Origin of the sequence: Arthrobacter sp. NPDC058192, assembly GCF_042883665.1 — a bacterium.
Classification (GTDB): Bacteria; Actinomycetota; Actinomycetes; order Actinomycetales; family Micrococcaceae; genus Arthrobacter.
In genome coordinates this window covers 51,976-75,658 of sequence record NZ_JBHVVJ010000008.1, presented here as the reverse complement: position 1 = coordinate 75,658, position 23,683 = coordinate 51,976, and the positions used below count along the sequence as shown (strand labels likewise).

The window sequence follows — 23,683 nt, the reverse complement described above, 5'->3', positions numbered from 1 at the left end:
TTACTCCTTTGTAATGAATCGATTCATTTGTGAACCTACTCACACGGTAGGGCCTGTTTCCACGGTGTGTCAACAGGTTTACGGAAGGAACGCGATGTGAACGGCGTAACATTGCTGGAGCCTAGTTGATTCGATTCAGATGCGGGAGGTTCTTCGGTGCCAAGCGGCGTGGGTGCAAAGCTGAAGGATGTTGCCGCGCTCGCCGGGGTTTCTGTCGGCACTGTCTCGAATGTGCTCAACCGGCCGGAGCAGGTGTCGTCGGACAAGAGAAGCCGTGTGCTGGCCGCCATTGACGAGCTGGGATTCGTGCGGAACGAATCGGCCCGGTCCCTGCGCTCCGGTTCCACCAGGAGCCTGGGCATGCTGGTGCTGGACGTCCGTAACCCCTTTTTTACCGACGTGGCACTGGGCGCCGAAAACGTCGCCGAGGACCACAAGCATTCGCTGATCCTGGCCAACAGCGCCGAAGACTCCGGCCGGGAGCAGGCCTATCTTGACCTGTTCGAGCAGCAGCGGGTCCAGGGCATCCTGATCACCCCGTTCGGGAACGTGCTCGAACGGCTTGAAACCATGCGCTCCCGGGGCATTCCCTCGGTCCTCGTTGACCGGCTCGCCCGAACCGACCAGTTCTGCTCGGTCTCCGTTGATGACGTCGCCGGCGGCGCGACGGCGCTGTCCCACCTTCTCAGCGTCGGCTCGGTCCGCCCGGCCTTCGTCGGCGGCCCGTTCACGCTGCAACAGGTCGAGGACCGCCACCGGGGCGCCGCCGATGCGGCCGAACGGGCCGGGATACCGCTTCAGTTGTTCGAAACTCCCGACTTGAAGTTTGAGCGGGGACGGCACGTCGGCGATCTGATCGCGGATATCGAACCCGGCCATCGGCCGGACGCCGTCTTTGCCGCCAACGACCAGCTGGCGCTCGGGCTGCTGCAGTCCTTCGCAGCCAACGGGCTCCGGGTGCCCGAGGACGTCGCGATCGTCGGCTTCGACGACATCGACTTCGCCTCCCAGTCCAGCATCCCGCTGACCTCCGTCAGCCAGCCGAGGCAGCTGATCGGCGAACGTGCCGCCGAGCTCCTCTTCGACGAGATCGACGACGAACCCGGCCACGTGCACAGCCAGGTGGTGTTCACGCCCGAACTCGTCGCCCGGCAGAGCACGAGGCGCGGCTAGGGAGGCCCGATGGGCAGCACAGACTACGAGTTTCAAACCGTCTGGCGGGTGGCCGGAACGCCCGAGGAGGTCGCAGCCATCCTTGGCGAGGCCACTGCGATGCCCCGCTGGTGGCCGTCTGTTTACCTCGCCGCCGAACCGGTGGCTGGCGCCGCCCCGGAGCCCAGACCCGGCATTCCGCGCCCCGTGCATCTCCACACGAAAGGCTGGCTGCCCTACACGCTCCGCTGGACGCTCACGGTCACGGAGCCCGTCACCAGCCGCGGTTTCACCCTGAGCGCCGCCGGGGACCTCAACGGCACCGGCCGGTGGACCTTCGAGCCGGACGGCCCGGAAACCGTCATCACCTACGACTGGCGCGTCGGTGCCGCCAAGCCCCTGCTGCGCCGGCTGAGCTGGCTGCTGAAACCGGGCTTTGCCGCCAACCACCGCTGGGCGATGGCCCGCGGCCAGGAGAGCCTTGCCCTGGAACTGCGCCGGCGCCGGGCAGCTGCAGGCATTCCGCCAGGCAACCCACGGGCTGTTCCGGCTCCTCCGCCGCCCACTTTTACGTGGTGGCCAGGACGGCAAATCCGCGCCGCCGCCCAGCGGAACCGCTAGCGGAACCGCGCCGGCGCCGATGGGCCCCGCTGTGGCGCACGAGCAGTTGACCTCGGTTGATGCCCGGAAATTACAATCCGGGCATCAATCCGGCTCCGCCGCCGTGGCATCGTTGACTAAGGCACCGTTGGGCAGGATGGTTGAGCCATGAGGTCCCACCGAATCAAGCATGCACTGGTTCTGACGACGGCTGCCGCGGCGGCCCTCCTGCTCAGCGGCTGCGGGGGCAGCGCGGCGCAGGCCCCGGCAAGTACATCCGCGGCCGCCCCGGCAGACAGCGTGACAAGCCTGCCCACGGCCTCCGGCACCGGCACCGAATCTGCGGCCGCAGCCGCCCCATCATCGCAGGCGGCGCCCCAGACAGGGCCGGCGCCATGCAAGTCTTCGGGCCTGACCGCAACCACCGACGCCACCGGCGGGGGCGCGGCGGGCAGCGTGTACATGGAGCTCATCCTGACTAACTCCGGCAGCGCACCTTGCGTTCTGAAGGGCTACGCCGGCGTCTCGCTCACAGCGGGGCCCGACGGCAAGCCGATCGGCGCCGCTGCCACCCGCGACGACTCCACTCCGGTCACGGACGTTGTGCTCGCCCCCGGCAAAGCCGGTACCGCCACGCTGCGCTACACCCAGGCCGGCAACTACCCGGACTGCGCACGGGCGGCGGCGGCAGGATTCCGAGTCTACCCGCCCAACGACACCGCTTCCCTGTTCATCGCGCAGCCCAGGGACGCCTGCAGCAACGCGGAAATCGAACTGCTCACCATCGCAGCCTTCCGGGCGAAGTAGCACCGGGCCCGGAGGCCGCTCGCTGGCCGTGATCGCGCCCGGCCAGGAGTGTCGGCGGGGTAGGGCATGATGGAGGCATGAAGGGGCAGGAGAGCGGCGGCATGCTTGCCGCCGACGCCATGGACCGGTTCAGCCGGCCGACCCGGGACTGGTTCCTGGGCGCTTTTTCGGGGCCCACCCCGGCCCAGAACGGCGCCTGGAATGCCATCTCCTCCGGCTCGCACGCCCTCGTGGTCGCCCCTACGGGCTCCGGCAAGACGCTCGCGGCGTTCCTCTGGGCGCTGGACCGGCTGCTGGTTTCCGCCCCGGCCGAACCCGAGCCCCTGCCCGGCGTGGACACGGCAGCCAAGGGCCCGCGCCGGAGGACGGGCCAAAGCAGGGCCGCGCAGCGGAAGACCCGCGTACTGTACATCTCGCCGCTCAAAGCGTTGGGTGTCGACGTCGAACGCAACCTCCGCGCACCGCTGATCGGCATCACACAGACCGCCAAACGCCTCAACCTCGCCGCCCCGCTCATCACCGTGGGCGTACGGTCCGGCGACACGACTGCCGCTGACCGCCGCTCGCTGCTCAGCCACCCGCCGGACATCCTGATCACCACCCCGGAATCGCTCTTCCTCATGCTGACCTCCAAGGCGAGGGAGACCCTCAGCGAAGTGGACACGATCATTGTCGACGAGGTCCACGCCGTCGCCGGAACCAAGCGCGGGGCGCACCTGGCGGTGTCGCTGGAACGGCTCGACGCGCTGCTGCCCAAGCCCGCCCAGCGGATCGGCCTGTCGGCCACCGTGGAACCGAAGGAACTGGTGGCTCAGTTCCTCGCCGGTTCCGCGCCGGTCGAAATTGTGGCACCGCCGTCGCGGAAGAACTGGGACCTGACGGTCTCTGTCCCCGTGGAGGACATGTCCGATCTGCAGGGCGCGGCCGGCGCCTTCGACTCCGGCCCCGCTTCCGGACTCCAACCGCAGGCGTCCATCTGGCCGCACGTGGAGGAAAAGATCGTGGACCTGGTGCTGGCCAACCAGTCCACCATCGTGTTCGCGAACTCCCGGCGGCTGGCCGAGCGCCTGACCGCCCGGCTCAACGAGATCTATGCCGAACGCCAGCTGATGGCAGCCGGAGGCGGCTGGGACGACTTCGGCGTGGGGGCGCCGGACTTCGATGCCGTGCCGGTTGATGCCGTGCCCACCAGCACCGTCCCTATCGAGGCCATGCCCGGCGGTGCGGCTGCGGTGCCGGCCTCCACCGCGACGCCGGCGCACATGATGGCCCAGGCCGGCAGCACCGCCGGCGCGGATCCTGTGCTGGCCCGCGCGCACCATGGCTCCGTGTCCAAGGACCAGCGCGCCCTGATCGAGGACGATCTCAAGTCCGGGCGGCTGCGCTGTGTGGTGGCCACGTCCTCCCTGGAGCTTGGCATCGACATGGGTGCCGTGGACCTCGTGGTGCAGGTCGAGTCGCCGCCGTCGGTGGCCAGCGGCCTGCAGCGCGTGGGCCGTGCCGGCCACCAGGTCGGCGAAATCTCCCAGGGCGTCCTGTTCCCCAAGCACCGGGCCGATCTCGTCCACACGGCCATCACCGTCGAACGCATGCTCGACGGCAAGATCGAACGGCTCAGCGTCCCGGCCAACCCGCTGGACATCCTGGCCCAGCAGACGGTGGCCGCGACCGCGCTGGGGGCCATCGACGTCGAGGAGTGGTTCGCCACGGTCCGGCGGTCCGCGCCTTTCGCCTCACTCCCCCGCTCCGCGTTCGAGGCAACCCTGGACCTGCTGGCCGGGCGCTATCCCTCGGACGAATTCGCGGAATTGCGGCCGCGGGTCATCTGGGACCGGAACGCTGGCACCATCGAGGGCCGTCCCGGCGCGCAGCGGCTCGCCGTCACCTCCGGTGGGACCATTCCGGACCGCGGGCTCTTCGGCGTCTACATAATCGGCACCGAAGCCGAGGGCACCGGCGGTTCTGCCGGTGCGGACGGCAGGGCTGCCAGCCCCGCCACCGCCGCAGCCAAAGGCGGGCGCCGGGTGGGCGAACTCGACGAGGAAATGGTCTATGAGTCCCGGGTCGGCGACATCTTCGCGCTCGGCGCCACCAGCTGGAAGATCGAGGACATCACGCACGACCGCGTCCTCGTCTCGCCGGCATTCGGCCAGCCCGGCAAGCTCCCGTTCTGGAAAGGCGATTCGCTCGGCCGGCCGGTAGACCTTGGCCGCGCCCTCGGCGCGTTCATGCGCGAACTGGCAGCGTCCGACGTCGGACCGGCCACAGAGCGCTGCCAGGCCAGCGGGCTGGACGACTACGCCGCGAACAACCTGATCCAGTACCTCGCCGAACAGCGGCTCGCCACCGAGGTGGTCCCCAGCGACACCACCCTGGTGGTGGAGCGGTTCCATGACGAGCTCGGCGACTGGCGGGTGGTGCTGCACAGCCCCTTCGGCCTGCCGGTGCACGCACCGTGGGCCCTGGCGGTGGGCCAGCGCCTGCACCAGCGCTACGGGATGGACGGCTCGGCCATGGCGGCCGACGACGGCATCGTGCTGCGGGTTCCCATGATGGAGGACGAGCCGCCGGGCGCCGACCTTTTCCTCTTTGACCCTGAGGAACTCGAGCAGATCGTGACCGCCGAGGTTGGCGGCAGCGCCCTCTTCGCGTCCCGGTTCCGTGAGTGCGCTGCCCGGGCGCTGCTCCTGCCCCGGCAGAACCCCGGCAAACGTCAGCCGTTGTGGCAGCAGCGGCAGCGTTCAGCCCAGCTGCTGGATGTCGCCCGGAAGTACCCGACGTTCCCGATTGTCCTGGAGACAGTGCGCGAATGCCTTCAGGATGTCTATGACCTTCCGGCGTTGAAGGACATCGCCGCCTCGGTGGAACGCCGGGAGCTGCGGATCGTGGAGACCACCACGCAGCAGCCGTCACCGTTCGCCAAGTCCTTGTTGTTCGGCTACGTCGCGCAGTTCCTCTATGAAGGCGACTCGCCGCTGGCCGAACGCCGGGCCGCCGCCCTGGCCCTGGACTCGACCCTGCTCAACGAACTTCTGGGCCGGGTGGAGCTGCGCGAACTGCTCGACGCGAAAGTCATCGACGCCACCGAACGCGAACTGCAGCGCCTGGCGCCGGACCGGAAAGTGCGCGGGCTGGAGGGCGTGGCCGACCTCCTGCGCCTCCTGGGTCCGCTCACCCCGGGCGAAGTCGCCGCCCGGCTCGACCCAGCTCAGGCGGCTTCCGTTCCAGCCACCGAGGATCAGTCCGCTCCCGGGCTTGACCAGGTCGGAGCGGGAGCCGGGGACATAGCTGCCGCGCTTCCGGACGCCCCCGTCGCCGACGCCGCGGCCCACCTCGCGGTGCTGCAGCGCGCCAACCGGGCGATCAAGGTCAATATCGGCGGCGCTGAACGCTACGCTGCGGTCGAGGATGCCGCCCGGCTCCGCGATGCCCTCGGCGTGCCGTTGCCCATGGGCGTACCGCTGGCCTTCATCGCACCCGTCGCGGACCCGCTCGGGGATCTCGTCTCGCGCTACGCCCGGACCCACGGGCCGTTTACCGCCGCCGAAGCGGCGGCCCGGCTGGGGCTCGGGGTCGCCGTCGTCGGCACGGCGCTGAAGCGGCTTGCCGACGACGGCCGGGTGGTGGAAGGCGAGTTCCGCCCGCACGCTTCGCCGCCGCCAGCCGTTGCGGGCAGCGAAGAAGCCGGGGACACCGCGCCCTCGGCGCCCGTTCAGCCTGTTGTTCTGCCTGTTGTTCTGCCTGTTGTTCTGCCTGTGGCCAGTGTGAGCGAATGGTGCGACGCCGAGGTCCTCCGCAAGTTGCGCCGCCGTTCGCTGGCCGCGCTCCGGGCCGAAGTCGAGCCGGTGGACACCACCGCTTACGGCCGGTTCCTTCCGGCTTGGCAGAACGTGCGGGTACCCGGCGGCCGCGGCCAGTCAGCGCTCCGCGGGCTGGACGGGATCGTCACCGCCGTCGACCAGCTCTCCGGCGTGCCGATTCCCGCCTCGGCCTGGGAGCCCCTCGTCCTGGCCAGCCGGGTCTCGAATTATCAGCCCGCCATGCTGGACGAACTTATGGCCGCCGGCGAAGTCCTCTGGTCCGGTGCCGGCCCGCTGCCCGGCAACGACGGCTGGGTCAGCCTCCACCTCGCCGACTCGGCCGAACTGACGCTGAATCCGGCCATCGATTTCGCGCCCGGCGACGCCCAGCAACGGCTGCTGGAGCACCTGCAGAACAACGGTGGCGGCTACTTCTTCCGGCAGCTGACCGACGTCGCTGGCGGAATGGACGCTGTGCTGAGCGACCAGGACGTCGTGGCGGCCCTGTGGGATCTTGCCTGGGCCGGCCGGATCACCGGCGACACGTTCGCCCCTGTCAGGGCCCTCATCGCCGGCGGCCACACGGCGCACCGGCAGGTGGGACGCGCCCCCCGGGCCCGCGCCCCGCGGCTCAGCCGGCTCGGGCGTGCCCACGGCACCGGCCTGCTGGGATCGCCGGGGCTCACCGGCGGCCGGTACGGCTCCGGAGCCGGCACCGCCCCCGCGCCGCCGCTCGCCGCGGGACGCTGGTCCGCGCTGCCCACTCCGGAACTCGACCCCACCATCCATGCCCGCGCCACCGCGGAACTCCTCCTGGACCGCTACGGCGTAGTCACCCGCGGCTCGGTGATGGCGGAAAACATTCTCGGCGGGTTCGGCCTCATGTATAAGGTGCTGGCCAGGCTCGAGGAAGCCGGGCGCTGCCGCCGCGGTTACTTCATCGAACACCTCGGAGCCGCGCAGTTCGCCGTCCCGGCCACGGTGGACCGGCTGCGCTCCTACGTCGAAGACGCCCAGCTGCACAAGGCCGAGCCGGTGGCCTTGGCCCTCGCCGCGACCGACCCGGCCAACCCCTACGGCGCCGCGCTGCCCTGGCCTGCACTCAACGAGGACGCCGGCACGGGACACCGTCCCGGCCGGAAGGCCGGCGCCCTGGTTGTTCTGGTCGACGGCGCACTGGTGCTGTATGTGGAGCGCGGCGGCAAGACCCTGCTCGCCTTCAGCGACGACGCCGACGTCCTGGCAGCGGCCGGTGCGGCCCTGGTGGGCGTGGTGACCCGCGGGGCCATGGACAAGCTGATCATGGAGAAGGTCAACGGGCACGGCATCCTGGACACCCCCATCGCCGCCGCCCTCGTCCAGGCCGGGGCCTACTCCACTCCGAAGGGACTGAGGATCCGTGCCTGAGGGCGATTCCGTGTTCCGCGCGGCCGCGCAACTGCACGCCGCACTCGCCGGCCAGCAGCTGATCTCCTCCGATTTCCGAGTGCCCCGCTTTGCCACCCTCAAGCTCGACGGCTGGACGGTGGAGGAAGTAGTACCGCGCGGCAAGCACCTGCTCATGCGGCTCGTGGGGCCGGCGGCAGACGGCGCGTTTGAGTCCTCCGCCGGCCGCCCGCACAACGGTGCCGGCACCGGCACCGTCACCGGAGCCGGCACCCCAGCCAAGCGGCTGACTATCCACTCCCACCTGAAGATGGAAGGCGCCTGGCAGATCTATGCTCCGGGCGGGCGCTGGCGAAAGCCCGGCTTCACCGCCCGGTGCGTGCTGCGCACCGCCACGGCCGACGCCGTCGGATTTTCCCTGGGCCTTCTGGAGGTCATCCGCACCTCCGAGGAGGACTCCGTGGTGGGCCACCTCGGCCCGGACATCCTCGGCCCGGACTGGGACCTGGCCGAGGCCGAGCGCCGGATCCGCGCCGCTCCCGACGTCCCGATCGGGGTGGCGTTGCTGGACCAACGGAACCTCGCGGGCATCGGCAACATCTACCGCTGCGAGGCCTGTTTCCTCTCGGGGGTCCATCCGGCGGCGCCGGTCTCTTCAGTGCCGGATTTGGCCGGCATGATCACCCATGCCAAAGTCCTGCTGGAAGCGAACCTGGGACCCGGCCGGCGCACCACGGTGCTGAGTCCCGGCGGCCGGTCCGTGGGCCGGACGCCAGCGCTTCCCGGCTACTGGGTCTACCGTCGGGAGCACCAGCCGTGCGTCAGGTGCCGCACGCCCGTGCGCCGGGGAGTCCTGGCCAAGGACACCGGCACCGAAGAGCGGGACATTTACTACTGCCCGACCTGCCAGCCCGCGCCGGGCCCGAACAATGCACGCCCGGCCTAGGGCGCGGCGACGGCCGGATCGGTTGCCGCGACGGGCTGCCCTGGCTTTGGCCGTTCCGGCACCGTGAACCGCGGCAGCAGCAGCTGCACCAGCGGGCCGATGGCCAGGGCATAGATGACCGTTCCGGCTCCGACTGAACCGCCGAGCAACCAGCCGGCCCCGAGCACCACCACTTCGATGCCGGTCCGTGACGCCCGCACCGACCATCCCGTGCGGCGGGCGATTCCCGTCATGAGACCGTCCCGGGGTCCGGGCCCGAGGCGGGCGCCGATGTAGCAGGCCGTTGCAATGCCGTTGAGCAGCACGGACCCCGCCAGCAGGCCGATCTGGCCGCCGAGGTGCGAGAACTCCGGGATCAATGCCAGTCCGATGTCGGCAAAGACGCCAACCAGCACCGCATTGGCCAAAGTGCCCAATCCAGGCATCTGCCGGAGCGGAACCCAGAGGAGCAGCACCAGAAAGCTGACGATCACCACCACAGTGCCGATGCTCAGGCCGAACTTGCCAGCTATGCCCTGGTGGAACACGTCCCACGGGTCCAAGCCGAGCCCCGCCCGGATAAACATCGCGAGGGAGACGCCGTACAGGGCGAGACCAATCAGTAGCTGGAAGAGTCTGCGAGTCATCATGGGCTCAAGCCTCTCTGAAACTGGCCTTGTAAACCATATCCAGTTTGAGATACTGGCTTTATGTCCGGCTTCCTGAACCCCAGCTCGCTTGCCCGTCTCCTCGGCGCATGGAACGTGGGCGCCGCGCCCGCCTACCGCGAACTGGCCGACGTCGTCCGCCTGCTGGTCCTGGACGGACGCGTCGCGCTGGACGTCGCACTTCCCAGTGAGCGGTCCCTGGCCACAACGCTCGGTGTCAGCCGGACCACCGTCACGGCGGCATATTCGCTGCTGCGCGAGCAGGGCTTCCTCAGCAGCGGCCAGGGCAGCCGCGGCCGCACCTGCATTCCGCGTCACGGCACCCTGACCGCCGGGGCGGGCCCGAACGGCGGGGAGGGTGCCACCGGACACGGCGGGCCGGATGCCGCATCCACGCTCAGCGGGCCGCCGGGCCTGGCCGTTCCGGACGGCCTCCTTGACCTGGCGTACGCGTCGCTGCCGGCGAGCGGCGAGGTGGTGCACCGCGCGTTTGCCACTGCGCTGACGGAACTCCCGGCCCTGCTGCCCGGCTTCGGCTACGACGCCCTCGGGGTGGGCGCGCTGCGGGCGGCAATCGCAGCCCGCTATTCGTCCGAGGGCGTGCCCACCACCGCGGACCAGATCCTCGTGACTTCCGGCGCGCAGCACGCCCTGAACATTGTGCTGCGGACCCTCGCCGGCCGGGCAGACAAAGTCCTCGTGGAACACCCGACCTACCCGAACGCCCTCGATGCCATCCGCGCCGCCGGCTGCCGGCCCGTGCCGGTGGCCATGCCCGCGGGCGCGGGCTGGGATCTTGACGCGCTGGAGGCCACACTGCTGCAGCTGCGACCGGCCATGGCATACGTGGTGCCGGACTTCCACAACCCGACGGGCCGGCTGATGCCCGATCCCCAGCGGCGGCGGCTGGTCCGGGCCGCGGCCGCGTCCGGCACCGTGCTGGTTGTCGACGAAACGCTGCGCGAGCTCAACCTTGACGCAATGTCCGCGGTGCGGATGACGGCATTCAGCCCCGCGGTGGTCTCGATCGGCTCACTGAGCAAATCCCACTGGGCCGGGCTGCGTACCGGCTGGATCCGGGCCAGCGAGCCACTGATCCAGCGATTCGCTGCCGCCCGGACCACCATGGACCTCGGCGGTCCCGTGGTGGAGCAACTCGCGGCCGCCCATCTGGTCACCGCGCTGTCCGAGCCGCTGCCGGCGCGGCTCGAGGCGCTCCGGGGCAACCGGGACGCCCTCCTCGGGCTGATGGCGGAACACCTGCCCACCTGGCAGGCGGAGCGGCCCGACGGCGGCCTGTCCGTCTGGTGCCAGCTTCCGGTTCCGATCAGCACTGCCTTAGCGGTGGTTGCCCCGGACTTCGGCGTCCGGCTCGCCGCCGGTCCGAGGTTCGGCGTGGGCGGCGCCTTTGATCGCTATCTACGGGTGCCGTTCACATTGCCGCCGGAGCAGCTGGAGACCGCGGTCCTGGCCCTGCGCGCCGCTCAGGACCGGCTTGAGCGTTCTCCCCAGTTGCGGCGGAACCTCCCGGCACCGCCTGCCGCCGCGATTGCCTGACCGGACCGTTCGGCGCTTACCAGCGCGCCCCGGGTTCGTAGGAGCCGGCACTCCATTCCTGCCCTTGGGGATCCAGAACCCTGCTGCGCCTGGACCCCCACTCTGTATCCTCCGGTTCGATGACTGAGGTTGCGCCTGCGGCCATAGCCTTGCCATAGAAATTGTCGACGTCGTCGACCAGCAGGTACAGGCCGTGGCCAGTCGACCGGCCGATCAGCTGCGGCCTTTGGTAATCGGCGTCGCTGCTCGCCACCATCACCACGGCCTCCCCCATACGCAGCTCGGCGTGCACCACAGTGCCGTCGGGCCCGTCTTGGCGGTTGACAGCTTCAAAGCCCACTTTCCGCAGCCAATCCAGGGCCGCGGGCGCGTCAGCGTAACTGAGATAGGCGAACAGCCGGGTTTCCATACCGTGATGGTATTTGCCGGGCTCCGTGCTGGGAACACTTTGCCCGGGCCATCAATTCGGGCCCTGTTGCGTCGCCTGAGGCCCCGCAAAGTGCTCAGCCCGTTGGATTAGCTGGCGTCAGGAGCGCCGGACTCCGCGGCGACGTCGCTAGGGTGGAGTTCATCGAGAATCGTTTCAGCTGTGTCGGGATCGCCCAGGATCCGGAAATGTCCGGCCGTCTGAAGCTGGACATTCCTGGCTCCGGGCAGCGCGCTTCCTTCGGGGATGTGGGGATCGAAGACGCCGTAGACGGAACTGATCCTGCGGTTGACGGTTTCTTCGCGGGCCATCTGCAGCGTCAGGGCGTTGCGGGGAGAGAAGATGCGCAGGCTGGGGATGAGCAGGTAACGCGCGTAGCGCGATCCGGAGAACGGCGTGCAGATGGCGACCATGCGGTCGATCCGGCGTTCCGCGTCCATCGCGAGCATGGCGTATTTACCAATCAGGCCTCCCTTGCTGTGGGCGACGATCCTGACTCCCTCGAGGCCGGCCGCGGCAATGTGTTCGGCCACGAAGCGTGCGGCGACCGGCACCTCGTGCCGGTTCCACTGCAGCACCTTGACCACGTGGACCGGATGCCCGGCGGCATGCAGGGCCGTGATGAGCGGCAACATGAACCGCCAGTTCTCGTACACGCCCGGGATCACCACCACGGGACTGCGGTGGCCGCTGTGGAAGGAATCAGCCCTCGTCCGGGACAGTGCACCGCGGATTTGCCACCCGGCAGCATACGCGTAGTCCTGGGCCCACCAGAGCGCCTTGCGCAGCACGGAACTCATGCCGTGGCCTCCAGGGTCCTGCCGGGACGCCCGGCGAAATCCAGGATGGCTCGTGCGACGGCGGTGGTGCCGGTGTGTTGGACGACGTGGCCGCGTCCGGGAACCTCACGGAAATCCCCGGCCGCAGCGCGCGCGGCCAGCACCTGGCACCAGTCGCGCGATGCCACCGGGTCCTTGGCACCCCTTAACACCAGGACCGGAACCCCAACATCGCCGATGCGTTCCTCCAGGGGGTAGGCCATCATGACGGGGAGCTCGGTGAGGTACCACCGGGGCCCGCACCTCAGGTAGTCCGTCAGGACGATCAGGTTGGAACTGGCGCTCTCGAAGAACGCGCAATCCGTGGTGAGGTCCAGGGCCTGCCGCGTCACCGAGCGCCGCCGGGGGTCTACCACCGGGCCCATGAGGACGAGCTCGGTGATCCTGTCCGGCTGCCGTATGGCGGCCTCGACCGCGAACTGGGTTCCCATCGAATGCCCCACCAGCACACAGGACGTCACCCCCGCCTGGTCCAGGGCGGCCAGGATGAAGTCCGCGTAGTCCCCGACCGACAACCGACGGCCCGGCTTCGGCGTCCCGCCAAAGCCGGGAAGATCGATCGAGTACGTGTCCGTGGTCTCGGCCAGCAACTGGTGCAGCCGGAACAGGTAGCGGTGGGACACTCCAATGCCGTGGACGAGGACGAAAGCCGGGGCCGCCTCGCCCTCGGCGCGGGCCTTCCCCGCTCCGCGGGACGCATACATGCGCCCGCTCAGCCCTTGCCAGCGGACGTCGGAAACGGTGAGATCAGCCATCCGTAGAGGATAGCCTCCTATCGGCTGGGAGCGGTTCACCCTGTCGGTGGCGGCCCCGTCGGCGCGCATCCTTCCCGATCCTTCAGGATCAGTGACCCGGCTGTAAACCATGGACCAGGCGGGCCGCCAGGCCCGAGAGCAGGATGGCCAGGCCCTGGTCGAGTTCCGCAGCGCCGTCGTAGTCGGCGAGGACGGGCGCGAGGGCGCGCAGACGCGGGAATTCCTTGACCGGGAGGTTGTGGAGGCCGAGGCGCAGCAGTGCCTCGTTCTCGTCCGGGTCCACCACCCACTCCTGCAGCTCATTGAGGATGTGCCCGTAGAGGAACCCGTAGTAGGCGCGGTAGACATGCAGGGCGTCCGCCGTCGAGAACCCGGCGTCGACCAGCAGGGAAAGAATGAGTTCCACGGGGCGAAGCGTGCCGAGCGGCCGGAGGCCCAGGGGCGTCGACAGCGGCGCCGTCACCAGCAGGGGCACGACATTGGGGTGGCGCAGCGCGAGCCGTCGGAAATCATGGGCGATGCGCCGGAGTTGCGCTTGCCAGTCAGGGCCAGCCGGCACGGCGGGCAACTGGTTGAGGACCAGTTCAGTAACTCCGTCCAGGACCGCCGCCCGGTTCGCCGCATAGCGGTAGAGGCTCATGGGGTCCCTGCCCAGCTTTTGCCCGAGCCGGCGCATGGTCAGCGCCTCCAGGCCCTCTGCATCGACCAGTTCCAGCGCGGCGGAGAGGACGATTTCACGGCTCAATCGGCTCTTGTTGCCGGCCGCGCCTGGGCTGTCTGCGAGGTCTTGCGGGGCCTTCATGGCTTCTATCCTGACCAAGCAATACCCAGCCGAGCGAGGGCTGGCAGGCTTGCTTCCTAGACTGTCTACGCCTAAAGTCTACATTGTAGAAATGATGTGACGCAGATTGCAGGGAAACATTCCACCGAACCGAAATGCCACTGCAGTTCAACCTGCACCTCGGTCCAATGCGCCCGGTCCGCTTTCGGACCCATCCGCCAGCGCCCGGGCAGCGACATCCAGATTGAAATCCCCGTTCCGATGCCCCCGTGCTGGACACCGGATCGTCAGCTGCTGTAGCCACACGGCGGCATCTTTAGCACCCCCGCGGAAATGAGCCAACCATGGCAGATAGGCATTTTGACCAGTTTCTTCAGGAATCCACCATCCACGAGCTCGATTCGGACTCCAAACTTGAGCGGGACCAGCTCTACGGGCTCTACACCAGCTGGTGCTGCGTGACGGGTGAGCTGCCCGTCAGGGAAGCGGCCTTCTGGGCGGCGATGAAGTCCCGCCTCGTGTCGCGACACAACAACGGTCTGCGAATGAAGGGGGCCGCCGCAGCGGACTACATCCTGAGCAGCTACCCGGTCCTGGTCTGAACCGCGTGCCCGGATCGGCCGGCACGTACGTTCCGCGGGACGCGCACCAACCCATGGGCCACCGGCCCTGGTGTACCTACTGCGACTCCGACGACCACCTCGTCGTCGGCACGATCACCCGACTCAACCAGCTGCAGGAAACCCTCGCCGTTGCCTTCGACTGCTCCCGCTGCGGCGGGTCCCGGGTACTGGCGACAACCGCACAGTTCGTGGCCGCCATCATGGCCCGTCCCACCAGGGCCCGTGACGCCCTGGAGCTGGGGCGTCTCGACGGAGGCTACATCCATTGCGGAGAAGCCATGGCACCGGCAGATCCGGCGATGCGGAATGCATACCTTCCGCTCACCACCGACCCCGGGCCCGCTGATCTTCTGGGCGTGTACCTGCAAACTCGGGTCCTGCGCTGCAGGTGCGGCTTCCAGATGGAACTGCCCCACTGACGCGCCGAACCGGCACCACGGAGCCAACTCACCACCGACGAAACGGACACAACATCACCGATCACCACAACGCCCACCACGGGCCAGAACTGGCCGCCGCGACGGGTGCACTACTGGCAGGGATGGATCTTTCACCCCAGGGGCTTGCGGACATGCCGGCAAAGCAGGAAGACACGGAGAGCCTCGTCTACCCGGGAAACAGTTGACCGCGGTGGTCTTTCCAGAACCTGTCCAAGGCCCGCGCGGCGGCCATAGGATGGAACTGTCAGCCCCGGGGGCTCGCCCCGGGGACAGCCAACCGCAGGGAGGCCACCATGGGCTTGGGAGACAAGATCGACAACGCCGCAGAGAAGCTCGGCGGCAAGGGCAAGGAAGCTGCCGGCGAGGCAACGGGCGATGACAGCCTGAAGGCCGAGGGCAAGACTGATCAGGCGAAGGCGGACCTGAAGCAGGCCGGCGAAAAGGTCAAGGACGCTTTCAAGAAAGACTGAAAGCCAGACGACGGCGCGAGGGATGCTGCTCCTGTTGGGGGCCGCATCCCTCGCGTCGTTCTCTCCTGCCGGCCAAGTAGAATGGGCCGGGTGATGCAATCCCCCCTGCCCGTGCGCGACGGCGTGAACGCAACCCGCCTTCGCCTGCCCGAGGAGGGGCCCTGGGACACGGCGCTGGATTACATGATGCATCGCTGGGGACACATCGACCCGCAAGGCATCGAGGACCGGTTCGACGCCGGGGAGATCGTCGGTGAGGCTGGGGTGGCACTGGACCGCAGCACCCCACTGCAGGAGCACACCTTCATCTGGTACTACCGCACGCTGCCTCCCGAGACGCGCATGCCGGTGGAACTGAATATCCTGCACCAGGACGACCACCTGCTGGTGGTGGATAAGCCCCACTTCTTGCCCACGACGCCCGGCGGCACCTACATCCAGGAATCGGCCCTTGTCCGGCTCCGGAACCAGCTCGGCCTGCCGGACCTCATTCCCATGCATCGCCTGGACCGGATGACCGCCGGCGTCCTGCTGCTCTCGACCAATCCCGCCACCCGCGGCAAGTACCAAGTGCTCTTCGAAAAACGCCAGGTCCAGAAGGAGTACGAGTGTGTGGCGGCGGCCGCCCCGGCTCCCGGGCACCCGGCCGTCGGCTTCCCCGTGGTGGTGCGGAACCGGATGACCAAGTCCCGCAGCTATCTGCTGGCCGAAGTCATCGACGGCGAGCCCAACACGGAGACCCGGATTGAGCTGCTGCGGACGTTCGACGCCGGCACTCCAGCCGGAGGGGGTCCGGCGCCGGGCACCGCCGCGGCCCTCGCCGGACGGCTCGGGCTGTACCGGCTGGAGCCACAATCGGGGAAGACCCACCAGCTCCGCGTCCACATGGCCTCGCTGGGGCTGGGCATCGTCAACGACGCGTTCTACCCGGTATTGCTGGACAAAGCCCCGGACGACTACGCCAAGCCGCTGCAGCTGCTGGCGCGCGGAATCCGCTTCGTCGACCCCATCTCGGGGACCCCCGTGGAATACCGCAGCCGACTGAACCTGAGCCACGCCCGATAGCGGCCCGAAGTACGGTACCTTGTGCCCATGGACTTGGGAAATGCGGACAGCTGGGGTGCCGCGATCTATTTTTGGATCTTCCCCTTCGTGATCGGCGACGCCCTCTTCCCGCCTCTCCCCTCCGAAATGATCGTCATCACAGGCGGTGCGCTCTCCGCCGCAGGCAGCATCAACGGCTTCCTCGTGGTGCTCCTCGCGGCCCTGTCCTCATGGATTGGCGATGTCCTGGTCTTCCAGCTCTTCAAACGGCGCCTGAGCCACGTGCTCGACCGCTGGAGATGGGGCCGCCATTTCCACGCCACGGTGCACGCGGCCATTGCTAAGGCGGGCCGGTCCTCCACCTACGGAGCGATCATCGGCGTCCGCTTCATCCCCGGCGGGCGGCTGGCCACGACGGCCGCAGCCGGGATTGCCAACGTCTCCACCCGCGGGTTCAGCCTCTGCGCGGCCCTGGGCGGCCTGCTGTGGGCAAGCTGGTCCGTGGCACTGGGCTATTTCACCGGCTCCGCGACCGGGCTCCCGTTCTGGGCGAGCTCCCTGATCGGCGTCGGCGTCGGAATGGTGATCGGCGCCGTCGTGGGCGTGGTGGTGACGCGCCGCCGGGGAAACAACTCCCCCGTGGCGGCCGTGGCGAGCGATCCGGACGAGGAACTGGACTTCTAGACCGGCGCCCAGCGGCCGCGGCTGCGGCGCAGCACCGTCAGCGTTCCGGTAAGAGCAACGCGTTCGACGGCGTCACGCATCATGGCTGCCGATTCAATTGCCTGCCTGTTCTCAGCGCTGTCCGCGGTGGCCTCGACCAGGAAGCGCAGGTTCAGCTGCGGTACGCCGCCGGCAAGCTCGAGCTGGTGTGATTCGACGTGGTGCCGCGTCGCGAGCGCCTCGATGGCCGCGGCCATCACCGCTTCCGGGGCGTTTCCCGGCTTGAGCCCGGTGATCTTCAGTCTGGTTTGGAACGACGGCATAGGCTCAAGCCTAAATGCATCGGGTGCCTCCGGCTGCCCGGTTCAGCTGCCGACGCCGACGTCCGGGTTCCTGACCGGAGCGGACCACCGCTCCTCGATGCGGCCGAACCTCCAGACCCCCATGGCCAGCACCCACGTACCCAGGAACAGCGCTACCACCGTGTACCCCACGGAGTCCAGGTTAAGGCCACCGATTGCGGACAACGGACCGGTTGTGATCCCGGCTCGCTCCACGAGGATGGAGATCAGCTCGATCGAGCCGATGCCTAGGGCGACAGCCACCGAAAGTCCCGTGATGACGATGTTGTAGTAGACCCGGCGGACAGGCCGGGACACTGCCCAGCCGTAGGCGAAGTTCATGAGGCAGCCGTCCAGGGAGTCCAGCAGGCTCATGCCTGCGGCGAAGATGACCGGCAGAGTCATGATCGCGTACCAGGGCAGTACGGAAGCCGCCGCACCCCCGGCCAGAATCAGGAGGCTGACCTCGGTGGCGGTGTCAAAGCCGAGGCCGAACAGCAATCCGAGTCCGTACACGTGCCAAGGACGGGTGACCAGGCGAGCGGCTCGGCCGAAGACCCGGTACAACACCCCCGGCGACGGCGTCTGGGCTGACAGGTCCTCCTCGGCTGCTTCACTGGTGCGCATCCGCGCGGCTGACTTGATGATGCCCCGCAGCAGCACGAGGTTCAGGACACCGATGCACAACAGGAACACGCCGGAAACTGCTGTGCCCACAAGGCCTAGAAAAGTATGGAGCTCCGACGTCGCGGCCACGGCCCGGTCTGCCAGTCCGCGGATTCCGGCCGACAGCAGGGCGCACAGGCCAAACACGATGCTTGAGTGGCCCAGCGAAAACCAGAACCCCACCGACATGCTGCGCTTGCCCTCGGCACGGAGCTTGCGGGTGATGTTGTCGATGGCGGCGATGTGGTCGGCGTCGAAAGCGTGGCGCAAGCCCAGGGTGTAGGCGGCCACCCCCAGACCGACACCGAAAACCCCGGCAGAACCGACCGGGATGCTTTGCGGATCCGCCACGCCTGCCAAGACGCCCCAACCCAGAATGTGGAGGAAAGCAACGCACACGGCCACTCCACCGACCGATGCCCACTCCCGGCCCGATAGGGCACTGCTCGCGCCGCGGATCCGTCCCGGGCGCGTAACCTCCGGTTGCTTCATGATCCAGCCTCGGGTCCGCGGGCGGTCCGCTGTCCGTGTGGTTTGGCCGCCTTTTCGGCAGTATACGCCGGCGTCAGATCGGGTGGTTGTGTTTTATCCGGGGCGCGCCTATCTTGGCAGGAAGGGGTGCCGCAATGCACGAACTCTCCATCACGCAGAGCCTTATCGAAGCCGTCCTCGACCAAACCGGCGAGCGGAAAGTCACTGCGGTCAACGTGCAGGTGGGTCCGTTGTCCGGTGTCCTCCCCGACGCCATGCGCTTCTGCTTTGATGTGGCTTCCGCGGGCACCCCTCTGGCCGGCGCGAAGCTGATGATCGACGAACCCCAGGGCGTGGCCCGATGCCGAAGCTGCCACGACGACTTCGACCTGACTGACCTGATCCTGCTGTGTCCGTGCGGAAGCGCCGACGTCGAAGTCCTCAGTGGCCGCGAACTCATGCTGATGTCGGTGGAGGTGGTTTAGCCAGTGTGTACAACCTGCGGATGCGGTGACGAGACAAACATCAGGGTTTCCACCATTCAGGAACCTGCCGGCGCCCTGCCGCCGGAACAGCCGCATGCTCATTCGCACGACCACGAGCACGTCCATTCGCACGACAACGACCACGAGCACAACCATTCCCACGAGCACACCCACGACCATTCCCCCGATCACACTCCTGAGATCATCCCCCTGGAGCAGAGCTTGCTCCACAAGAACGAGGTGCTCGCGGCGAGGAACCGGGGCTGGCTGGAGGGCCGCGGAATCCGGGCGCTGAACGTGATGAGCTCCCCGGGTGCCGGCAAGACCACCCTCCTGGTCCGCACCCTTGCGGACCTGGGCGAACAGCTGCGCGCCGGCGTCATCGAAGGCGATCAGGAGACATCCTTGGACGCGGACCGCATCCGCGCGGTGGGACGGCCCGTCGTCCAGATCAACACCGGGGCAGGCTGCCACTTGGACGCCGACATGCTCAGGCGCGGGCTGGACGCGCTGGACCCGGAGGCAGGGTCCACGTTGTTCATCGAAAATGTGGGCAATCTGGTCTGCCCGGCGCTGTTCGATCTGGGTGAAGCAGCCAAAGTAGTAGTTGTTTCCGTGACGGAAGGTGATGACAAGCCGCAGAAATACCCGCACATGTTCAGGGCAGCCGATCTGGTGGTCATCAACAAGTCGGACCTGCTCCCCTACGTTGATTTCGACGTCGACGGGTTCCAGCGCAGGGCCCGGCAGATCAATCCGCGCAGCGATTTCCTGGTCCTTTCGGCCTCCACCGGTGACGGCCTCACCGGCTGGTATGACTGGCTCGGGGGGACCGGTCCCCGCTCATCCACCTTGACCGAATCTTTGACAAACACGCTGAGCCCCTAGGGCCCCGAAAGAGGCAACGATGCCTACCGAAACTTCCCTGAAGGCCGAAGAAGCCCTCATTCACGTGCTGTGGATCAACGCGGGGCTCAGTTGCGACGGCGATTCTGTGGCCCTGACTGCGGCCACCCAGCCCAGTGTCGAGGAAATAGCCCTCGGCGCCTTGCCGGGCCTGCCCCGCATTGCCATGCATTGGCCCCTGATCGACTTCGAGTGCGGCCCGCAGGAAGGGGCCGACGACTTCCTGGAATGGTTCCGCAAGGCGGACCGCGGCGAACTGGAGCCGTTCGTCCTGGTGGTGGAGGGATCCATCCCCAACGAAAAGCTCCACGCCCCGGGCGGCTACTGGTGCGGGTTCGGGAACGACCTCGAGACCGGCCAGCCCATCACCACCAGCGAATGGTTGGACCGCCTTGCCCCCAAGGCCACCGCGATTGTCGCCGCCGGCACCTGCGCTACCTACGGCGGCATCCACGCCATGGCGGGGAACCCGACCGGGGCCATGGGCGTGCCGGACTACCTCGGGTACGACTGGAAGTCCAAGGCAGGCATTCCGATCGTGTGCGTGCCCGGCTGCCCCATCCAGCCGGACAACCTCTCCGAAACCATGACCTACCTGCTCTATCAGGCCACCGGGCAGGCGCCGATGATTCCGCTGGATGAGGCCCTGCGGCCCACGTGGCTGTTCGGCAAGACGGTCCACGAGGGCTGCGACCGGGCCGGGTACTACGAACAGGGCGACTTCGCCACCGAGTACGGCTCCCCCAAGTGCATCGTCAAGCTTGGCTGCTGGGGGCCGGTGGTCAAATGCAACGTGCCCAAACGCGGCTGGATGAACGGCATCGGCGGCTGCCCGAACGTCGGCGGCATCTGCATCGGCTGCACCATGCCGGGCTTCCCGGACAAGTTCATGCCCTTCATGGATGAACCGCCCGGCGGCAGGCTTTCAACCAACACCATCCGCCCGTACGGCACGGCCATCAGGGCGTTGCGTGGAATCACCACCCACACCCTGGACCAGGAGCCCAAGTGGCGCCGGCCCGGCACTGAGCTCCTCACCGGGGCCCGGCGCACCTGGTAACCACCCCTTCCAGACAGGTGAAGAACATGACGTCAACGATTCCAATGCCGTCCGGAAGCGGGACAGGCAACAACAACCTGGTGGAGATGGCGTGGGACCCGATCACGAGGATCGTCGGCAGCCTGGGCATCTACACGAAGATCGATTTCGCGAACAACCAGGTGGTGGAGTGCAAGAGCACGTCCTCGATCTTCCGCGGCTACTCCCTCTTCATGAAGGGCAAGGACCCCCGGGACGCGCATTTCATCACCAGCCGCATCTGCGGGATCTGCGGCGACAACCACGCCACCTGTTCCTGCTATGCGCAGAACATGGCGTACGGGGTGAAGCCGCCCAACCTCGGCGAGTGGATAGTGAACCTCGGAGAAGCCGCCGAGTACATGTTCGACCACAACATCTTCCAGGAAAACCTGGTGGGCGTGGACTACTGCGAGAAGATGGTCTCCGAGACCAACCCGGGCGTCCTGGCCAAGGCGGAAAACACGCCTGCACCGCACGAGGCTGACCACGGCTACCGCACCATCGCCGACATCATGAGGTCCTTGAACCCCTTCACCGGCGAGTTCTACCGCGAAGCCCTGCAGGTCAGCCGCGCCACCCGCGAAATGTTCTGCCTCATGGAGGGGCGCCACGTGCACCCCTCCACGCTCTACCCCGGCGGCGTGGGCACGGTTGCCACGATCCAACTGATGACGGACTACATCACCCGGCTCATGCGGTACGTCGAGTTCATGAAGAAGGTCGTCCCCATGCACGATGACCTCTTCGACTTCTTCTACGAGGCCCTCCCCGGGTACGAGCAGGTTGGCCTGCGGCGCACACTGCTCGGCTGCTGGGGCTCGCTCCAGGATCCGGACTTCTGCAACTTCGAATACAAGGACATGACCGAATGGGGCCGGAAGATGTTCGTCACCCCGGGCGTGGTGGTGGACGGCAAGCTGGTCACCACGGACCTGGTGCGGATCAACCTGGGCATCCGGATCATGCTGGGTTCCTCCTACTACGAGGACTGGGAAGACCAGGAAATGTTCGTCAGCCACGATCCCCTGGGCAATCCCGTGGACCGCCGGCACCCGTGGAACCAGCACACGAATCCGCGGCCGCAGAAACGCGACCTCGCGGAAAAGTACAGCTGGGTGATGTCGCCGCGCTGGTTCGATGGCCAGGACAACCTGGCGCTGGACACCGGCGGCGGACCGCTGGCCCGGCTCTGGGCCACCGCGCTGGCAGGGCTCGTGGACATCGGCTACATCAAGGCCACCGGCCGCAGCGTCCAGATCAACCTGCCCAAGACCGCCCTGAAGGGCCCCGTCACCTTCGAGTGGAACATTCCGGAATGGAGCAACACACTCGAACGCAACCGTGCCCGGACCTACTTCCAGGCTTACGCCGCCGCGGCGGCGCTGCATTTCGCCGAAAAGGCGCTGGAGGAAATCCGCGCCGGCCGCACCAAGACCTGGGAAACGTTCGAGGTGCCGGAGGAAGCCATCAGCTGCGGCTTCACCGAGGCCGTGCGCGGCGTCCTCTCGCACCACATGGTGATCCGGGACGGCAAGATTGCCAACTACCACCCCTACCCGCCGACCCCATGGAACGCCAGTCCCACGGATTCGGCCGGCGTCTCGGGCCCGTACGAGGACGCGGTGCAGGGCCAGCCCATCTTCGAGGAAAACGACCGCGAGCACTTCAAGGGCATCGACATTATGCGCACCGTCCGCAGCTTTGACCCTTGCCTGCCCTGCGGCGTCCACATGTACCTGGGCAACGGCCAAACCCTGCAACGGCTGCACTCACCGACCCAGACCCTGACCGGCGAGTAGCTGGCATGCACGGCGCAGACCAGCCGGGGCAACCCGGCGAGCGCATAGGGACTCTCCTCGACGCCCTCGGCTCCGGCGGGGCGGTGGCCCGCGGGCGCGCCGAAGACCTCGTGCGCGAAGTGACGGACCTGTACGGCGCCGGCCTGGCAAGGATCCTGGAAATCCTGGATGACCGCGGGCAGCTCGACCGGGCCACCCTGGACGCACTGACCGCCGATGAACTGGTGGCCGGCCTGCTGGTGATCCATGGCCTGCACCCGCAGGACACCCAGACCCGGGTGGCCGCCGCACTGGATGGCGTGCGGCCCTACCTCGGCTCGCACGGCGGCGACGTGGAGCTGCTGGACGTCAGCCCCGGCGGCGTCGTGCGGCTGAAGCTGCTTGGCACCTGCCAGGGCTGCCCGTCGTCGTCCGTCACGCTCAAGTTCGCCGTCGAGGAGGCCATTGAGTCGGCGGCACCGGAGGTGACCGCCATCGAGGTGGTCGAGGCGGAGTCGCGCCCCGCCGTCCCTGCCCTGATCCCGGTGGACGCGCTGCTGGTCCGGCTTAACTCGTCGGACCACGCCGGCGGCGGTACAAGCAGCGGCAACGGCACCCGTGCCAGCCAGCACTGGCAGGAACACTCGCCCGGCTCCTGGCAGGCGGTGCCGGAGATCGCCGGGCTGGAACAGGGCGAAGTGGCGGGCTTCCTGGTGGGCGGCTACCCGGTGCTTGCCTGCCGGACGGGGCAGGATCTGTACGCCTACCGGGACTACTGCCCCCGCTGCACCGGGTCCATGGCCGGCGCGGTGCTCCAGCGCGCCCTCGCGGGACCGGTGGGCGGCGGCCTGCTGCGCTGCCCGGGGTGCCGCGCGCATTTCGACGTGCGGCAGGCAGGCTCCTGCCTTGAGGACCGGAGCCTGCACCTTGACCCGCTGCCCCTCCTGGTCCGGTCCGGCGTGATGTCCGTGGCCGTGCCGGCAGTCTCCGGCCAGGACGCCTGAAATGCCGGCGCCTG

At 68.1% G+C, this 23,683-nt stretch carries 23 protein-coding genes; 16 read left to right on the top strand and 7 right to left on the bottom strand.

Annotated features, from left to right (window positions below):
- Positions 1 to 168: 168 nt before the first annotated feature.
- The 5 genes from ACFVVK_RS09935 (at position 169) to ACFVVK_RS09915 (ending at position 8,691) form a co-directional block, all read left to right on the top strand.
- Positions 169 to 1,173: a LacI family DNA-binding transcriptional regulator gene (locus ACFVVK_RS09935; protein ID WP_390266253.1), complete on the top strand. Its 1,005-nt coding sequence runs from the start codon at positions 169 to 171 to the stop codon at positions 1,171 to 1,173.
- Between the two features lie 9 nt (positions 1,174 to 1,182).
- Entirely contained in the window at positions 1,183 to 1,773 is a 591-nt protein-coding gene (locus ACFVVK_RS09930) for an SRPBCC family protein (RefSeq protein ID WP_390266252.1), read from the top strand.
- 147 nt (positions 1,774 to 1,920) lie between these two features.
- Entirely contained in the window at positions 1,921 to 2,559 is a 639-nt protein-coding gene (locus ACFVVK_RS09925; RefSeq protein ID WP_390266251.1) for a DUF4232 domain-containing protein, read from the top strand.
- Between the two features lie 77 nt (positions 2,560 to 2,636).
- Positions 2,637 to 7,766 carry a DNA glycosylase AlkZ-like family protein gene (locus ACFVVK_RS09920; RefSeq protein WP_390266250.1) on the top strand — a complete coding sequence of 1,710 codons (5,130 nt, stop codon included), beginning with the start codon at positions 2,637 to 2,639 and terminating at the stop codon, positions 7,764 to 7,766.
- Positions 7,759 to 8,691: an Fpg/Nei family DNA glycosylase gene (locus ACFVVK_RS09915; RefSeq protein ID WP_390266249.1), complete on the top strand. Its 933-nt coding sequence runs from the start codon at positions 7,759 to 7,761 to the stop codon at positions 8,689 to 8,691. The genes ACFVVK_RS09920 and ACFVVK_RS09915 overlap by 8 nt, the downstream gene beginning before the upstream one ends.
- Here ACFVVK_RS09915 and ACFVVK_RS09910 read toward each other — a convergent pair.
- Positions 8,688 to 9,359, bottom strand: a complete 672-nt coding sequence (locus tag ACFVVK_RS09910) for a YitT family protein (RefSeq protein ID WP_390266350.1) — start codon at positions 9,357 to 9,359, stop codon at positions 8,688 to 8,690. The genes ACFVVK_RS09915 and ACFVVK_RS09910 overlap by 4 nt on opposite strands.
- A gap of 21 nt (positions 9,360 to 9,380) precedes the next feature.
- On the opposite strand from ACFVVK_RS09910, the gene ACFVVK_RS09905 reads away from it, so the two are divergent.
- A complete protein-coding gene (locus ACFVVK_RS09905; RefSeq protein WP_390266248.1) occupies positions 9,381 to 10,895 on the top strand; it encodes a PLP-dependent aminotransferase family protein in 1,515 nt (504 codons plus the stop codon).
- 16 nt (positions 10,896 to 10,911) lie between these two features.
- On the opposite strand, the gene ACFVVK_RS09900 is transcribed toward ACFVVK_RS09905, so the two are convergent.
- The 4 genes from ACFVVK_RS09900 to ACFVVK_RS09885 all read right to left on the bottom strand — a co-directional run bounded on the left by ACFVVK_RS09900 (position 10,912) and on the right by ACFVVK_RS09885 (position 13,718).
- Positions 10,912 to 11,304 carry a VOC family protein gene (locus ACFVVK_RS09900; RefSeq protein WP_390266247.1) on the bottom strand — a complete coding sequence of 131 codons (393 nt, stop codon included), beginning with the start codon at positions 11,302 to 11,304 and terminating at the stop codon, positions 10,912 to 10,914.
- A gap of 107 nt (positions 11,305 to 11,411) precedes the next feature.
- The gene (locus tag ACFVVK_RS09895; protein WP_390266246.1) at positions 11,412 to 12,122 is read right to left on the bottom strand and encodes an esterase/lipase family protein; all 711 of its coding nucleotides are present in this window, start codon (positions 12,120 to 12,122) and stop codon (positions 11,412 to 11,414) included.
- Positions 12,119 to 12,916, bottom strand: a complete 798-nt coding sequence (locus ACFVVK_RS09890) for an alpha/beta fold hydrolase (protein WP_390266245.1) — start codon at positions 12,914 to 12,916, stop codon at positions 12,119 to 12,121. The genes ACFVVK_RS09895 and ACFVVK_RS09890 overlap by 4 nt, the downstream gene beginning before the upstream one ends.
- Before the next feature lie 88 nt (positions 12,917 to 13,004).
- Entirely contained in the window at positions 13,005 to 13,718 is a 714-nt protein-coding gene (locus ACFVVK_RS09885; protein WP_390266244.1) for a TetR/AcrR family transcriptional regulator C-terminal domain-containing protein, read from the bottom strand.
- A gap of 323 nt (positions 13,719 to 14,041) precedes the next feature.
- Between ACFVVK_RS09885 and ACFVVK_RS09880 the strand changes: the two genes are divergently transcribed.
- The 5 genes from ACFVVK_RS09880 (at position 14,042) to ACFVVK_RS09860 (ending at position 16,958) form a co-directional block, all read left to right on the top strand.
- Positions 14,042 to 14,299, top strand: coding sequence for a hypothetical protein (locus ACFVVK_RS09880; RefSeq protein ID WP_390266243.1), 258 nt, complete (start codon positions 14,042 to 14,044; stop codon positions 14,297 to 14,299).
- 5 nt (positions 14,300 to 14,304) lie between these two features.
- Entirely contained in the window at positions 14,305 to 14,739 is a 435-nt protein-coding gene (locus ACFVVK_RS09875) for a hypothetical protein (protein ID WP_390266242.1), read from the top strand.
- A 314-nt stretch (positions 14,740 to 15,053) separates the two neighbouring features.
- Entirely contained in the window at positions 15,054 to 15,230 is a 177-nt protein-coding gene (locus ACFVVK_RS09870) for a CsbD family protein (protein WP_390266241.1), read from the top strand.
- Positions 15,231 to 15,323: 93 nt separating this feature from the next.
- On the top strand, positions 15,324 to 16,295 hold the full coding sequence (locus ACFVVK_RS09865) for a pseudouridine synthase (RefSeq protein ID WP_390266349.1): 972 nt from the start codon (positions 15,324 to 15,326) through the stop codon (positions 16,293 to 16,295).
- 27 nt (positions 16,296 to 16,322) lie between these two features.
- Complete coding sequence (locus ACFVVK_RS09860) at positions 16,323 to 16,958, top strand: DedA family protein (RefSeq protein WP_390266240.1); 636 nt, start codon at positions 16,323 to 16,325, stop codon at positions 16,956 to 16,958.
- On the opposite strand, the gene ACFVVK_RS09855 is transcribed toward ACFVVK_RS09860, so the two are convergent.
- Entirely contained in the window at positions 16,955 to 17,260 is a 306-nt protein-coding gene (locus tag ACFVVK_RS09855; protein ID WP_390266239.1) for a hypothetical protein, read from the bottom strand. The two genes, ACFVVK_RS09860 and ACFVVK_RS09855, sit on opposite strands and share 4 nt — an antisense overlap.
- A gap of 42 nt (positions 17,261 to 17,302) precedes the next feature.
- Positions 17,303 to 18,343, bottom strand: a complete 1,041-nt coding sequence (locus ACFVVK_RS09850) for a HoxN/HupN/NixA family nickel/cobalt transporter (protein WP_390266238.1) — start codon at positions 18,341 to 18,343, stop codon at positions 17,303 to 17,305.
- A gap of 227 nt (positions 18,344 to 18,570) precedes the next feature.
- On the opposite strand from ACFVVK_RS09850, the gene ACFVVK_RS09845 reads away from it, so the two are divergent.
- The 5 genes from ACFVVK_RS09845 to ACFVVK_RS09825 are packed head-to-tail and all read left to right on the top strand — an operon-like array spanning position 18,571 to position 23,669.
- A complete protein-coding gene (locus ACFVVK_RS09845) occupies positions 18,571 to 18,900 on the top strand; it encodes a hydrogenase maturation nickel metallochaperone HypA (RefSeq protein ID WP_390266237.1) in 330 nt (109 codons plus the stop codon).
- A 3-nt stretch (positions 18,901 to 18,903) separates the two neighbouring features.
- Entirely contained in the window at positions 18,904 to 19,788 is an 885-nt protein-coding gene (gene hypB / locus ACFVVK_RS09840) for a hydrogenase nickel incorporation protein HypB (protein ID WP_390266236.1), read from the top strand.
- A gap of 19 nt (positions 19,789 to 19,807) precedes the next feature.
- A complete protein-coding gene (locus ACFVVK_RS09835; protein ID WP_390266235.1) occupies positions 19,808 to 20,866 on the top strand; it encodes a hydrogenase expression protein HypE in 1,059 nt (352 codons plus the stop codon).
- 26 nt (positions 20,867 to 20,892) lie between these two features.
- Positions 20,893 to 22,686: a nickel-dependent hydrogenase large subunit gene (locus ACFVVK_RS09830; protein ID WP_390266234.1), complete on the top strand. Its 1,794-nt coding sequence runs from the start codon at positions 20,893 to 20,895 to the stop codon at positions 22,684 to 22,686.
- A gap of 5 nt (positions 22,687 to 22,691) precedes the next feature.
- The gene (locus tag ACFVVK_RS09825) at positions 22,692 to 23,669 is read left to right on the top strand and encodes a NifU family protein (protein ID WP_390266233.1); all 978 of its coding nucleotides are present in this window, start codon (positions 22,692 to 22,694) and stop codon (positions 23,667 to 23,669) included.
- Positions 23,670 to 23,683 lie beyond the last annotated feature (14 nt).

Excerpts from the sequence above, each read along its gene's own strand:
- ACFVVK_RS09930 (WP_390266252.1), top strand. The coding sequence starts at position 1,183 with ATGGGCAGCACAGACTACGAGTTTCAAACCGTCTGGCGGGTGGCCGGA.
- ACFVVK_RS09925 (WP_390266251.1), top strand. The coding sequence starts at position 1,921 with ATGAGGTCCCACCGAATCAAGCATGCACTGGTTCTGACGACGGCTGCC.
- ACFVVK_RS09920 (WP_390266250.1), top strand. The coding sequence starts at position 2,637 with ATGAAGGGGCAGGAGAGCGGCGGCATGCTTGCCGCCGACGCCATGGAC.
- ACFVVK_RS09905 (WP_390266248.1), top strand. The coding sequence starts at position 9,381 with ATGTCCGGCTTCCTGAACCCCAGCTCGCTTGCCCGTCTCCTCGGCGCA.
- ACFVVK_RS09900 (WP_390266247.1), bottom strand. The coding sequence starts at position 11,304 with ATGGAAACCCGGCTGTTCGCCTATCTCAGTTACGCTGACGCGCCCGCG.
- ACFVVK_RS09895 (WP_390266246.1), bottom strand. The coding sequence starts at position 12,122 with ATGAGTTCCGTGCTGCGCAAGGCGCTCTGGTGGGCCCAGGACTACGCG.
- ACFVVK_RS09890 (WP_390266245.1), bottom strand. The coding sequence starts at position 12,916 with ATGGCTGATCTCACCGTTTCCGACGTCCGCTGGCAAGGGCTGAGCGGG.
- ACFVVK_RS09885 (WP_390266244.1), bottom strand. The coding sequence starts at position 13,718 with ATGAAGGCCCCGCAAGACCTCGCAGACAGCCCAGGCGCGGCCGGCAAC.
- ACFVVK_RS09880 (WP_390266243.1), top strand. The coding sequence starts at position 14,042 with ATGGCAGATAGGCATTTTGACCAGTTTCTTCAGGAATCCACCATCCAC.
- ACFVVK_RS09870 (WP_390266241.1), top strand. The coding sequence starts at position 15,054 with ATGGGCTTGGGAGACAAGATCGACAACGCCGCAGAGAAGCTCGGCGGC.
- ACFVVK_RS09865 (WP_390266349.1), top strand. The coding sequence starts at position 15,324 with ATGCAATCCCCCCTGCCCGTGCGCGACGGCGTGAACGCAACCCGCCTT.
- ACFVVK_RS09860 (WP_390266240.1), top strand. The coding sequence starts at position 16,323 with ATGGACTTGGGAAATGCGGACAGCTGGGGTGCCGCGATCTATTTTTGG.
- ACFVVK_RS09855 (WP_390266239.1), bottom strand. The coding sequence starts at position 17,260 with ATGCCGTCGTTCCAAACCAGACTGAAGATCACCGGGCTCAAGCCGGGA.
- ACFVVK_RS09845 (WP_390266237.1), top strand. The coding sequence starts at position 18,571 with ATGCACGAACTCTCCATCACGCAGAGCCTTATCGAAGCCGTCCTCGAC.
- ACFVVK_RS09835 (WP_390266235.1), top strand. The coding sequence starts at position 19,808 with ATGCCTACCGAAACTTCCCTGAAGGCCGAAGAAGCCCTCATTCACGTG.
- ACFVVK_RS09830 (WP_390266234.1), top strand. The coding sequence starts at position 20,893 with ATGACGTCAACGATTCCAATGCCGTCCGGAAGCGGGACAGGCAACAAC.
- ACFVVK_RS09825 (WP_390266233.1), top strand. The coding sequence starts at position 22,692 with ATGCACGGCGCAGACCAGCCGGGGCAACCCGGCGAGCGCATAGGGACT.